Below are 13,771 nucleotides of genomic sequence, written 5' to 3' on the forward strand. Positions count from 1 at the left end.
GGAAATAGGTTAAAAAAAGAGGCGGCAATCTGCCACCTCTTACGATCTCAATTCCCGATGAATTGCTGAGTCCAATAGTGGGTGTATTTCCCTCCTGTCGCATGCCCAATTCCAATATGGGTATAGTTCTTGTTCAGGATGTTTGCCTTGTGTCCAGGGCTGTTCATCCAAGATTTCATGACAGCATCCGCACTAGGTTGACCTGCTGCGATATTTTCCCCTGCGTATTTGTAGCCGATCCCAAAGGATTTCATCATATCGAAGGGTGATCCATAATTTGGGCTTGTATGATTGAAATAATTATTATCACGCATATCTTCAGATTTCATATTTGCAATGTTGGAAACGGCGGTATCCATTTCAAGGGAAGGGAGGCCCGATTTTGAACGTTCTTCGTTAACTAACCTAAGAACCTGCTGTTCAACTGACTGACCTTTTTCTTGATTAGTTGTGTGGATGGTTGAAGGAAGATTTATGATTTGTCCGATTTGAATTTGATTTGAATTGTTTATAGCCGTATTCGTCTTAAGTAATTCGGAAAGGCTGACTTCATATTCAGACGCAATTTTCGTTAGGGTATCCCCTTTTGCAACCTCGTAAGTATTGGCTCCCTGAGCAACTGTTGGAGATAATAGGGATAGGGATAGTGCTGATAAAAGGATGATTTTCTTCATTTTGTTTCCTCCTAGTAGAATATCTGGATTGGAAGTCTAGTATCCTATAAAAATTGTTGTATGTAAAATTAGGTCATGCCCATTCTTTATTGAAATGGGCAGAAGGTAGCGAATGGGAGCATGCATGATGAGGGTCCATATGACCTGAGAGTGTTTATAGTAAACCAAAATCATAGGGCCTTTTGATAGACGGGAAGAATTATTTCATGTAAAAAAAGAATCATTTTTCGTTTGCGGGATATGTTTGTCAGGGTAAATAATATGGACATCAAAACGAAAAGCATTTAAATGGAAGTAATTATAATAATGTGGAAATGATAATAAATTGCCCTAAGGGTTGAGCTTTATGGATTTTAAGGCCGGGAGGGTATTGGGAAGGATAGATATTAAGTATATAGGGGATATTTTCCTGTGAAATATTATCCTGAAAAAGAGATTTGAGACAAGTTTTCGTTTTCAAATCAAGAGCACTGTTTGAGATGCCGAAATCAATCTTTATGTACATGCACATTGATTGAAAAGGCATTTTGAAAGGCATATGCGAATATTCAAAAACGAATATCAATGGGAAGATTTTAAAAGAGAAACAAACTCAGTCATTTACCACGGATATGAAACTTGTACTGGCGATCATTTTTGCAAATGGGTGTGAAGCCCAGGGAGAAGTTAAGGATAAAATGCTGTTATTCTCAGTTATTTGCCATCGCAACAAATCAAATGGCTTGAGGATAGGATGATTTGAGAAACGGCACGGATTTATTTATAAGCGAGAAAAAATGATGACGGGATTAAATAAATGGCTTGAATGAATCGGGTCGTTATCTAGGGCGGGCCCATGATGGTATACGGACAACAGGAGTTTTATCCTGATCAGCCTAAATCTTATTTCTTATTAGAATATGCGGAAACCCACGGCCTTCAGTATCATTCTTTAACAAATTCATTCGGGTTTTAATTATAAAGGACGGATTTAAGGACACGGCATTGTATGTTAAGGAAAGGAGTTTATCAAAAAGTATTGTTCTTTAAAACAGGTATCTCTTCTTCAGGAATAGAATTAAGTAGACAGTTGAATATACGGGGGGGTTCTCGATGGGGTTTAGGGAATTGGAAACAAAAAGGCTGCAGTTAATTGAAATAGGTCACAAGCATTCTGAGAGTCTGTTTGACATTTTGTCTAAAGATGAAGTGACCAAATATGATGGGATAGAAAGTTTAACACAAGTTGAAGATGCCCGCCGTTTAATCGACTCGTTTAAAAGTGCTTATATAAACAAACGGGGGATACGGTGGGGAGTTGTTGTGAAAGATTCAGGTGAATTCATTGGTACCGTAGGCCTGAATCAATTGAGCCTTGCCAACAAACGAGCTGAAATCGGGTATGAAATCCATCCTGAATATTGGAGAAAACACTTTACGTCCGAGGCTGTCAACGAAGTATTACGCTATTCATTTGGAGAATTGAAACTAAACAGAATGGCTGCATTAACTTTCAAGGATAATTTTGCATCCAGAAACCTCTTGAAGAAATTTGGTTTTAAAGAGGAAGGAAGTCTCAGAAGTTATATATTTCTTCGTAAACAATCGCATGATGCCCTAGTATTTTCCTTGTTAAGGACAGAGTATAGTCAGTTACCACAGCAAAGCGTTTAGGATTCATTTTCAAAAAAGTTGACAGAAGATAGCAGCTGGCCAATAGTGCCAGTTTTTTAAGTTAAAGAATGTTTCTCCACTTGTAGGGAAAATATACGTATTCTTCATGTTAAAATTAGAAAGCGGAGTCAGTTAATCAGTCCGGTTGGACATAAAAAGGAGGATAATCATTGTGAAGATATTATTTCCGTTGCTTGCGGTCCTAGGTGGCATCACCATTGCCATACAAGGGCAAATCAATGGTGGATTAGGGAAAAAAGTGGGGGTTATTGAAGCTTCTTTCATTTCGTTTGGCATCGGGACACTCGCTTTATTATTTATTGTTTTGTTCGCGGGAAATGGAAACATTTCCGCCATCGCGTCTGTACCAAAATGGCAATTGATAGGCGGACTTCTAGGGGCCATTTATGTCATTGTTATAATAGTGGTTATCCCTCAGATTGGAGTGGCTCCTGCCTTGGTTGGGGTTATCGCAGGCCAGATACTGATTGGGGCCCTCATTGACCATTTCGGTTTATTCGGCGGGGTTCGCATCCCATTGGATGCGAAAAAGGTTGCAGGAATATGTTTACTTTTCGTGTCATTATATTTATTTAATCATAAATGAGGAATGGTCATCATTATTCATTGGATTTACAGGGTAAATATAGGTGAGAGACTGATGAATAACTTTATTCCTACATAGTTATTATCCGTTATTTGGGATTTTCTTAAAAAGACCTCAATGGAAAAAGTATTATCCTACTAAAATATATTATTTGATCAGGAATCGGTTTGCTAGGAAAGTGGTCTTAGCAACCGGACTAACTATAATTGTTAGAATATTTAGTAAAAAAAGACAAGCGAAACTATATGAATACTGGTATAAAAGAGTTTGAAAAAACCACAAGATGTCGGTAGTCATTTTATATTAATTAGGTTTTCCATTCTTTTTACCTAATATCTAGATCGAATTGATTAGCAAATAATTACTATGTTGTGAAAAAGTACTCATTGGTTTATTGATTTTTCGGTTTATTCGTAATATACTTAAAATTCAACATCTTTAATTCGAGGTATAGTACCCTTAGCGAGGTTGGAAAGAATGTGCTTTTTAACTAGTAAACTGCATTAATTGGTTTTTTTAGGAGATTCACAGATTTATGCAAACGGTTCGCTAGTTTTTTTCGGTGAATTCCTGCTATGAATGCTTCTAACTTTCCACGCTGATATTCAGAATGTACTATACCAACAATTAATAGGTGGCATAAGGATAATCCCTTCAATGGGAATATTCTAAGAAAGATTAAAGATGAGGGGGAATATTTTTTGAAAAAGTCTAAATTTTCAGTGCTTGCTCTTCTTATGGCCATCATGCTTATGCTTGCGGCATGCAACGGCGGTTCGAAGGAAACCTCGAATGAAAAAGAAGGCGGCTCGGGTGACTCATCCGGATCAAAAGTATTAAACGTAAACAACTCAAGTGAACCTGGTTCGCTTCACCCTGCCAATGCGCAAGGTACTCATGAATCATGGATCCTTGAACATACGTTTGAGGGACTGACTAAGAAAACAGAAGAGGGCAAAATCGTACCTGGTTCTGCTGAATCATGGGAAATCAGTGAGGATGGATTAACTTGGACATTCAAATTGAAAGATGGTTTGAAATGGTCAAATGGAGACCCGCTTACAGCTAATGACTTCGAATATGCTTGGAAATATGCCTTGAAACCAGAAACTGCTGCTGATTATGCTTACCAGCTTTATTATCTTAAAGGCGGAGAAGCCTACAACAGCAAGAAAGGCAAGGAAGAGGACGTAGGCGTTAAAGCGACAGACGATCATACATTAGTCGTTACTTTGGAACAGCCTACACCATATTTCCTTGACTTGACTTCCTTCTATACTTTCTATCCAATCGATAAAAAGGTACAGGAAGAAAATCCAAAATGGGCTTTGGATGCAAAGACACACGTATCGAATGGTCCATTCAAGTTGACGGAGTGGAAACATAAAGAAAGCCTGAAAATCGAAAAAAATGAAAATTACTACGATAAAGATAAAATCAAATTGGATGCGGTTAACTTTGCTCTAATTGAAGATGAAAATACAGCATGGCAAATGTATCAGAGTGGCGAATTGGACCTCGCTTATCCACTGCCAGTGGATATTCAAGGTCAAATGGTCAATTCTGATGATAAAGAATTCAAAATGGGCAAAGAACTTGCCGTTTACTATTACAACTTTAATACAGAAGTGAAACCTTTCAATAATGCTAAAGTAAGGAAAGCGCTTTCAATGGCTATCGAACGTAAAGAAATCACCGAAAATGTTGCTCAAGGCGGACAAAAGCCTGCATTCGGCGTAGTCCCTCCGGGTATTCCTGATGCATCTGGAGATTTCCAGGAAAATACAGGTGACCTATTTAAGGAAGATGTTACCGAAGCTAAAAAATTGTTAAAAGAAGGACTTGCTGAAGAAGGCATGAAAGAATTACCTGAGTTTTCAATTTTGTATAACACGTTAGATTCACACAAGAAAATTGCTGAAGCGGTTCAAGGAATGTGGCGTGATAACCTAGGTGTTAAAGTGACACTTGAAAATGCAGAATTCCAAGTTAAGCTTGATCGTGAAAAAGCTGGCGACTTCGAAATTTCCCGTGCCGGATGGGTTGGTGACTATGTTGACCCGATGACATTCATGCTTTGGGAAACGGACGGCGCCTATAATGATGCAGGTTGGTCCAACAAAGAATATGATAATTTATTAAAAGAAGCAAAATCTACAATGGATCCAAAAGAACGCATGGCTGCTTTGCATAAAGCAGAGAAAGTCATGATTGACGAAATGCCGATCCTTCCGGTTTACTTCTATACAAAACCATATATGGTTAAATCGAATGTTACTGGAGTTTTTGCTCCAATTAATGCTTATCCGAACTTTATTTACGCGGATAAAAAATAAGAGAAGGATAAAAGTGAAATGGGAGGTATGTCCGATTAAGGACATACCCCATTTTTCAATTGCGAATTTGAATATTTCATGAATTCATTTCCGTTTTCAACTCCTTAGAAAATCGATGATTGGGGTGATTACCATGTTGAGATATACATTAAACCGTTTTAAATGGGCGATTATTACTTTATGGGCGGTTATTACATTAACGTTCATCATAATGCATACGATTCCGGGAAATCCATTTGCTAAAGAAGGAGCAATGCCTCCTGCAGTTTATGAAAACCTTCAAGTCCACTATGGATTGGACAAGCCGTTGTTGACCCAGTATGGGAATTATTTATTGGAAGTCGTACAATTCGATTTTGGTCCATCATTGAAATCCTCATCCATTTCTGTGAATGATTACATTTTGAAGGGATTTCCAGTGTCGTTGCACTTAGGGGCACAAGCATTGGTGATTGCCATCTTTTTTGGGCTAATTTTGGGTGTAGTTGCTTCACTGAAAAGAAATAAATGGCCCGACTATTTATCAATGGTCATTGCCATCGTAGGGATCTCTGTTCCAAACTTTATCTTGGCGACTATTTTAATCAATTATTTCGCAATAAAGTGGCATATATTCCCAGTTGCTACATGGGCGACATGGCAGCATACCATTTTACCATCCATTGCCCTGTCAATGATGCCTCTTGCTTTCATCGCCAGATTGATGCGGACAAGCATGCTTGAAGTAATGGGGCAGGATTACATTTTGACTGCAAAGGCCAAAGGATTAAAACGGAGCGGTGTCATAATCAAACATGCTATTCGGAATGCATTATTGCCGATTATCACGATTCTAGGTATCCTGACGGCTAATATCGTTACAGGAAGCTTCATCATTGAACGTATTTTTGGTATTCCGGGCATGGGAGATATGTTCGTAAAGGGAATATCCAACCGAGACTACCCGGTCATTCTTGGTTCCACAATTGTGTATAGTGCAGTGCTTATCCTATTGATATTCATCGTTGATATAGCCTACACGTTGATTGATCCAAGAATTAAAGTGACGGGGGAGAAGAAATAATGGCAGATAAAGTGCATTTAACCGAAGATATGTTCCAACCCGCTGAAGGAAACTTTAAGGAAGCTGAAAAAATTGCCAGACCTACAGTTTCATATTGGTCTGACGTCTGGCGTCGTTTTAGAGAAAATAAATTGGCAATGACGGGATTCGTACTTATTATCCTCTTGGTCTTACTGGCGATTTTTGGTCCATATATTAACGGATATACTTATTATGGACAAGATTTCGAGAAAAAGAATCTTAGTCCAAATGCCGAGCATTGGTTTGGAACGGATTCTTCAGGAAGGGATTTATTCACGCGAGCTTGGTATGGTGCGAGGATATCGTTGTTCATTGGATTGATGGCTGCGCTGATTGACTTCTTGATTGGTGTCCTTTATGGCGGGATTTCAGCCATTCGTGGCGGACGCACAGATAATATCATGATGCGGTTTGCTGAAGTGATCTATGCAATCCCTTACCTATTGATGGTTATCTTAATGATGGTCGTATTAAAACCTGGTATTCTGCCGATCATCATTGCGATGTCGATTACAGGGTGGATTCCCATGGCACGACTAGTAAGGGGACAGGTTTTACAACTTAAAGAGAATGAATATATCCATGCAGCAACCATCTCTGGAGCCAATACGAGCTGGACTTTAAGAAAACACATGATTCCAAATACAATGGGACCGATCCTGGTCAATTTAACGTTGACTGTACCCACTGCGATTTTTGCCGAAGCTACACTAAGCTTTTTGGGTCTTGGAGTGCCAGCGCCTCAAGCAAGCTGGGGAACATTGACAAGTGATGCCCTAGGAAGCATTTTGGTAGGGAATTTCTATCAACTTTTAATCCCGGCAATATTGATTTCCCTAACCATGTTCGCGTTCAATGTGGCTGGTGACGGACTGCAGGATGCCCTGGATCCAAAACTTCGGAAATAATAGAGTCCTAACATAAAGATTTGATATTACTAGAATAGGAGGGACGATGATGGAGAACCTATTAGAAGTGAATGATTTACACATCACCTTCCATACTTATGCAGGAAAAGTGCAGGCAGTTCGCGGCGTGAACTTTGAAGTGAAAAAAGGGGAAGCCGTTGCCATTGTTGGAGAGTCCGGATGCGGTAAAAGTGTTACTGCGAAATCCATCATGAGATTATTGGAAACACCTCCAGCAGAGTATGGAAAAGGGTCTATAAACTTTGGCGGTAAAGATCTTATTAAAATGAGTGAAAAGGAAATGCAGAAGATTCGCGGAAATGAAATCAGCATGATTTTTCAGGATCCAATGACTTCGCTTAATCCAACGTCAAAAATTGGCAGCCAAATCATGGAGGGTATTTTAAAGCATAATAAAAATATGTCCCGAAAAGATGCATACGAACGGGCGTTGGAGACGCTTAAACTGGTAGGTATTCCTCAGCCTGAAAAAAGGATGCAACAATATCCACATGAGTTTTCAGGTGGTATGCGCCAAAGGGCAATGATAGCAATGGCTTTAGCCTGTGAACCGAAATTGCTAATTGCGGATGAACCTACAACGGCATTGGATGTAACGATACAAGCGCAAATTTTGGAACTGATGAAAGATATCCAACGTAGAATGGATACTTCCATCATTTTAATCACTCATGATTTAGGTGTGGTTGCGGAAACTTGTGAACGGGTAGTCGTCATGTATGCAGGCAAGGTTGTGGAGACGGGAACGGTAGGAGCTATATTTTCAAACCCACAGCATCCATATACAAGAGGCCTGCTTAAAACGGTGCCAAGGCTGGATATGGAAAAAACGGCTCCGTTGGTTCCCATTATCGGATCACCACCGGATTTATTGGATCCGCCAAAAGGATGCCCATTTTATCCAAGATGTGAATCCGCAATGAAAGTGTGCAAAGACCATGATCCGGAACTTGAAGTAGTGGAAGAGGGTCAGACAGCTGCATGCTGGCTGCACCACCCAATGGCAAAAGCAACACAGGTACAAGCACCGACTAATGTATAAAGGAGGAGAACCAATGGTTTCACTAAAAAATAAGTCAGTTAAAGAAAAGACAGTCAACGAAAATTCTCCTCTTGTTGAAATAAAGAATCTGAAGAAGTATTTTCCCGTTGGTTCTCAGACGCTGAAAGCGGTAGATGGTTTGGATCTCAAAATCTATCCGGGGGAAACTGTCGGTCTTGTTGGGGAAAGCGGTTGTGGTAAATCGACTGCAGGGCGTACAATCACAAGGCTATATGAACCGACAGATGGCGAAGTTCTTTTTCAGGGGAAAAATATTTTCGATTACAAACAGGGGGAAATGTCACAAATCCGCCGTGAAATACAAATGATTTTCCAAGATCCCTACGCATCCTTGAACCCAAGGATGAAGGTGGAGGAATTGATTGGGGAACCACTTGCCATACATGGGATATCAAAAGGTAAAGAGAGAAGAAAAAGGGTGGAAGACCTATTAAAGCTGGTTGGTTTAAGTCCGGAACATATCACTCGTTTTCCGCATGAATTCAGCGGTGGACAACGCCAGCGTATTGGAATTGCAAGGGCTTTGGCATTAAATCCTAAATTCATCGTTTGTGATGAACCGATTTCTGCCCTGGATGTTTCGATACAAGCTCAAGTGGTTAACTTATTAAAAGAGCTACAAAAAGAAATGGGCTTGACCTATTTATTCATCGCACATGATTTATCGATGGTCAAGTATATTTCAAATCGCATTTTAGTCATGTACCTTGGAAGGATGATGGAACTTTCGGATAGTGATTCTTTAACGAATGATCCGCTACATCCATACACGCAAGCCCTGCTTTCTGCAGTGCCGATTCCGGATCCCACTATTAAACGGGAAAGAATCGTACTTAAAGGCGATGTACCAAGTCCGATAAATCCGCCGAGCGGCTGTGTATTCCGGACTCGCTGCCCTAAAGCGATGGAGATATGCTCCAGTGCTGTACCTGAATGGAAAGAACAAAAACCGGGACATTTCGTAGCTTGTCATTTATATTGGTAAACAAAAAAACCAGTTGCGTTTGCGACTGGTCCTTTTTTACATATTTATATAAAATATTTTTAGATATAAGCGATTATCTTGAAGAATAAATTATTTTATCAGTATGTCAAAATAAATAACTAGGAATCTGAAAATAAAACATATAAAATGTAATTATATGTAAAAATAAATAATTGATTCTTGTACCAATTTGTAAGAAAAGGAGGGACTGATATTGTATTCCACGATAACTAGTGAAATCGTCGATCGTGTCATGATAATTACTCTTAATCGTCCTGAAAGAATGAATGCTTTCAATGAAAAGATGTGTGAGGAGATGATTCTTGCTCTAGATGAAGCGGATGAAAGTGATGACGTACGAGCCGTTATTTTAACTGGCGCTGGGGATGCTTACTGTGCTGGAATGGATTTGGAGAAAGGTGCAGAAACCTTTATGGATCACACCCCTTTGGTTGAATACCGTGATGCAGGGGGGATGTTGTCATTACGGATTTTTGAGATGAAGAAACCCATGATAGCAGCCATTAATGGAGCGGCAGTTGGGATTGGGATAACAATGACTTTGCCTATGGACATTAGAATCGCTTCAACAGATGCAAAAATGGGTTTTGTATTTGCGAGGAGAGGGATAACGATGGAAGCATGCAGCGGTTGGTTCTTACCTAGGCTTGTCGGAATGGGCAAAGCTTCCGAATGGATTTTTACCGGCAAAATGATTTCTGCCAGTGAAGCATATGAGGGAAGATTGGTAAACAAGATCGTTGAGCCGGATGAATTGATGTCTGCGGCAATGGAAATTGCAGCAGACATTGCGGAAAATACATCTTCCGTCTCAGTGACGTTATCCCGCCAGTTAATGTGGACCATGCTCGGTGCAAACCATCCTGTTGAATCGCATAAAATAGAATCGAAAATGATTCATTGGACCGGAAAACAAGCGGATGCACAAGAAGGGATCGAAGCCTTCCTTGAAAAAAGGAAAGCTGATTTCAAAATGAAAAGCAGCTCCGATATGCCCCCGTTTTATCCTTGGGGAACGGATCGAACATATGAAGCGGATAAGAAATGAATGGTAGGGTAAAAGCCTAGGGAAGTGCGTGATAATTTTTACTTTTCGGATAAATTAGGGTTTCGTTTCTTAGTGTGTTATACTGTGTTTACCATTTACTAAACTTGTTTCATGTTCCCCTATTCCCTGTGAATAGGGGTTTTTTAATTATTGCAATTCAATAAAAAAAAACAGACTCTACAAGTAGAGTCCGTTATATATTGTATTTAAAATTATGCTTTTTGAACGTTAGTAGCTTGGGGTCCACGTTGACCTTGCTCAACTTCAAAAGTAACTTCTTGACCTTCGTCTAATGATTTGAATCCTTCGCTTTGGATAGCTGAGAAATGTACGAATACATCGTCTCCGTTTTCGCGTTCGATGAAGCCAAATCCTTTTTCTGCGTTAAACCATTTTACTTTACCTTGTTCCATTGTTGTTGCCTCCTAGTGTGAATCCACACATTGTGTTACTACCCTTGCTCAATCATTAGACGAAAAGTGTTTCACTTATCAATCTTCCCGAACAAAAATAATTCTTATTAAATATAACAGATATTGTCGGAATCTGCAAGTAAACAAAGCAAGATTATTTATAATGCTAGATGTTAAAAAATTATTAATGCCCTTTTTTGTAATCAAGTAAATTTGTTGAAGGGTTTTTTAGCATTAAGATCGTTCATTAAATTCGGCATGAAAATATATCCTGAATAAGCCGTTGCTCGTAAAATTCCGTATTTCCGGATGTGTGCGGGTAATGTCCCGCCAATATAATCGCACTTAGGAAGAAGGGATTATATTGTTTTGTGTGAACATCTCATCGACAATTTCTGATTTACCAGAATGGGCATTCATAATACGGTCAATGGAAAAGACTTGGCAATTTTAGCGGTTTCTTTTTTGATTTTCCCAACACCGATGATTCCGATGGTCTTTTCATGAATGTCCTGCTTATATTTGCGTGATGCCAAGCCTTTTCCAGCTTTTGCTTAGTACATGTATTTTTCTTGTTAAAGCAAGCATTAACAAGAAAAATGGGTTCTAGAATGGGGGGGGCATGGACGCCATTTGCAGTTGTAATCTGCACGTTCTTTTTTTCTAAGTTTTCCAGGGGTAAAGCATTCACTCCGGCACTCCATGTCTGGAACCTTTTTATTTCGTTTGTGTCAATTGATTCAGACATTTCCTTTTTCCAGCCTGCGATCACTTCCGAATCGGTTATATGATCCTTCCAAATTTCCGGAGATCTTCAGGAAATCACAATCCACTCGGGTACCAATTCTTTAACTCTCTGTAATAAAAGTCCATTCAAGCTTGGCTTATTATGAGTTTTCTTGGCTTGATTCTCCCCCTGCCTATTTTTATGAATTATACATAAGTTCAATGATATTTCAATTGGGAACAGTGATTGCTTTACAATCTTGCTATAATACAAATAATTAATGGAATGGGGTGTAATCATGAACGTGAAAGACATATATGGACAGCTGCCTACCATAGAATCAAAACGTTTAGTTATGAGGAAAGTCACCATGAATGATGCAGAAGACATGTTCGCTTATGCTTCCAATAGTGATGTATCCCGCTTCGTCACATGGGAAGCCCATCGTTCCCTATGTGATACAAGGGATTTTATCCGATTTGCATTACAGAATTATGAGGATAAGAAAATCGCTCCATGGGGAATACAATACAAGGAAAGTGGTAAGTTGATTGGCACTATTGACTTTGTTTCATGGCAGGTTGATCATCATAGAGCTGAAATTGGATATGTGCTGGCACCAGAATATTGGGGGAATGGCTTGGTGACGGAGGCAGCCAAAAAGATAATCGAATTTGGCTTCGATAATATGAACCTTGTTCGAATACAAGCACGCTGCTTTGTAGGAAATTTGGGTTCGGAGCGAGTCATGCAAAAGGCTGGAATGTCTTTTGAGGGAATCATAAGGAAAGGGATGTTTGTTAAAGGAAAGCATGAGGACCTAAAGTTATACTCGATTATTAAAGGTTGATTTGAAAGCCTGCTGATTAAAGGGAAAGAAATATTCTAAAAGGTTAAAAGCGGATTTTACCATGAGTATTGAGTGGGGAAATTTCTTTTCATGATTATTATGAATATAGGAAAATCGAAATCAAACAATTTGTGCAAATATTGAATCAAAAACTATACAAAACGTCTAATGTAAAAAGCCCGTTTGAAAAATATAATAAAACTATGAAATCGTGTTGAAATGGAGGGTTTCTTTAATGACTGTTATCAATGATGTAGAAACGTTGAAAAATTATATCGGTGGCAAGTGGGTGAATTCCACAACATCGAAACATGAAGAAGTGCCTAATCCGGCAACAGGAGAAGCTTTGGCAATCGTACCTCTTTCCACAAAGGAAGATGTCGACCAGGCGGTGCAGGTTGCTAAAAAGGCGTATAAAGAATGGAAAAAGGTGGCCGTGCCAAAAAGAGCGCGCTTCTTATTCCGTTACCAGCAATTATTGATAGAACACTGGGATGAACTTGCAAAGCTGGTCACGATAGAAAATGGAAAAAGCTATACAGAAGCATATGGTGAGGTTCAACGTGGAATTGAATGCGTGGAATTCGCTGCAGGTGCGCCTACCTTGATGATGGGCAGTCAGCTTCCTGATATATCCCCTGGAATTGAATCTGGCATGTATCGTTATCCAATGGGTGTCGTTGCCGGGATTACGCCATTTAATTTCCCAATGATGGTTCCCTGTTGGATGTTCCCGCTTGCAATAGCCTGTGGAAATACGTTTATCTTAAAACCTTCAGAACGGACCCCGCTTTTAGCCAACCGCCTTGTAGAATTACTGACGGAAGCCGGCGTTCCGAATGGTGTTGTCAATATTGTCCATGGTGCCCACGATGTCGTGAATGGAATTTTGGAGCATGAAGACATTAAAGCGATATCATTTGTCGGATCCCAACCTGTAGCAGAGTATGTATACAAAACGGCAGCTGCCAATAAAAAACGTGTCCAGGCTTTATCAGGAGCGAAAAATCATTCAATCGTCATGCCTGATGCGGATTTGGATAATGCCGTAACGAACATAACGAATGCCGCCTTCGGATCAGCAGGCGAGCGTTGCATGGCCGCGTCGGTGGTTGTTGCGGTAGGAGAAGTGGGAGATTTGCTTGTTGAGAGATTAAAGGCTGCAGCGGATGACATCAAGATTGGCAATGGAATGGATAAGGACGTTTTCTTGGGACCTGTGATCCGTGATACTCATAAAAAGAGAACAGAACAATATATTGATATCGGGGAAAAAGAAGGAGCGGTTCTCCTTCGTGATGGGAGAAATGAAGGCGATCAGGAAAATGGCTATTATGTTGGGCCGACATTATTTGATCATGTAAAAACAAACATGAAAATA

Annotated in this window: 13 protein-coding genes; 10 read left to right on the top strand and 3 right to left on the bottom strand. The window is 39.7% G+C overall.

Translation table 11 applies throughout. The features are described from left to right. Positions 1-47 precede the first annotated feature (47 nt). Positions 48-674, bottom strand: coding sequence for a CAP domain-containing protein (locus N9I19_RS22050; protein ID WP_061463426.1), 627 nt, complete (start codon positions 672-674; stop codon positions 48-50). A gap of 1,092 nt (positions 675-1,766) precedes the next feature. Between N9I19_RS22050 and N9I19_RS22055 the strand changes: the two genes are divergently transcribed. The 8 genes from N9I19_RS22055 (at position 1,767) to N9I19_RS22090 (ending at position 10,400) form a co-directional block, all read left to right on the top strand. After that, a complete protein-coding gene (locus tag N9I19_RS22055) occupies positions 1,767-2,327 on the top strand; it encodes a GNAT family N-acetyltransferase (RefSeq protein WP_317778988.1) in 561 nt (186 codons plus the stop codon). A 172-nt stretch (positions 2,328-2,499) separates the two neighbouring features. Then, positions 2,500-2,934 carry a DMT family transporter gene (locus N9I19_RS22060; RefSeq protein WP_061463424.1) on the top strand — a complete coding sequence of 145 codons (435 nt, stop codon included), beginning with the start codon at positions 2,500-2,502 and terminating at the stop codon, positions 2,932-2,934. 701 nt (positions 2,935-3,635) lie between these two features. Beyond that, positions 3,636-5,270: a peptide ABC transporter substrate-binding protein gene (locus N9I19_RS22065; protein WP_284470598.1), complete on the top strand. Its 1,635-nt coding sequence runs from the start codon at positions 3,636-3,638 to the stop codon at positions 5,268-5,270. 133 nt (positions 5,271-5,403) lie between these two features. Next, positions 5,404-6,333 carry an ABC transporter permease gene (locus N9I19_RS22070; protein ID WP_053346403.1) on the top strand — a complete coding sequence of 310 codons (930 nt, stop codon included), beginning with the start codon at positions 5,404-5,406 and terminating at the stop codon, positions 6,331-6,333. Beyond that, entirely contained in the window at positions 6,333-7,262 is a 930-nt protein-coding gene (locus N9I19_RS22075; protein WP_061463423.1) for an ABC transporter permease, read from the top strand. Before N9I19_RS22070 ends, N9I19_RS22075 begins: the two co-directional genes overlap by 1 nt. 49 nt (positions 7,263-7,311) lie before the next feature. Beyond that, positions 7,312-8,325 carry an ABC transporter ATP-binding protein gene (locus N9I19_RS22080; protein ID WP_317778989.1) on the top strand — a complete coding sequence of 338 codons (1,014 nt, stop codon included), beginning with the start codon at positions 7,312-7,314 and terminating at the stop codon, positions 8,323-8,325. A gap of 13 nt (positions 8,326-8,338) precedes the next feature. Then, positions 8,339-9,331 (top strand): ABC transporter ATP-binding protein, encoded by a 993-nt coding sequence (locus N9I19_RS22085; protein ID WP_061463421.1) that lies wholly within the window; start codon positions 8,339-8,341, stop codon positions 9,329-9,331. Between the two features lie 214 nt (positions 9,332-9,545). Beyond that, the gene (locus N9I19_RS22090) at positions 9,546-10,400 is read left to right on the top strand and encodes a crotonase/enoyl-CoA hydratase family protein (protein ID WP_317778990.1); all 855 of its coding nucleotides are present in this window, start codon (positions 9,546-9,548) and stop codon (positions 10,398-10,400) included. A 212-nt stretch (positions 10,401-10,612) separates the two neighbouring features. On the opposite strand, the gene N9I19_RS22095 is transcribed toward N9I19_RS22090, so the two are convergent. Further along, positions 10,613-10,813, bottom strand: a complete 201-nt coding sequence (locus N9I19_RS22095; RefSeq protein WP_029714163.1) for a cold-shock protein — start codon at positions 10,811-10,813, stop codon at positions 10,613-10,615. Positions 10,814-11,229: 416 nt separating this feature from the next. Further along, a complete protein-coding gene (locus N9I19_RS22100) occupies positions 11,230-11,349 on the bottom strand; it encodes an NAD(P)-dependent oxidoreductase (protein ID WP_317778991.1) in 120 nt (39 codons plus the stop codon). 489 nt (positions 11,350-11,838) lie between these two features. Between N9I19_RS22100 and N9I19_RS22105 the strand changes: the two genes are divergently transcribed. Then, positions 11,839-12,390 carry a GNAT family N-acetyltransferase gene (locus tag N9I19_RS22105; protein ID WP_317778992.1) on the top strand — a complete coding sequence of 184 codons (552 nt, stop codon included), beginning with the start codon at positions 11,839-11,841 and terminating at the stop codon, positions 12,388-12,390. Between the two features lie 235 nt (positions 12,391-12,625). Next, positions 12,626-13,771 (top strand): CoA-acylating methylmalonate-semialdehyde dehydrogenase (gene mmsA / locus N9I19_RS22110; protein WP_317778993.1); only part of this gene is annotated, 1,146 nt, incomplete at its 3' end.

The organism is Peribacillus sp. CSMR9 (genome assembly GCF_033141925.1).
GTDB classification, from domain to species: domain Bacteria; phylum Bacillota; class Bacilli; order Bacillales; family DSM-1321; genus Peribacillus; species Peribacillus simplex_A.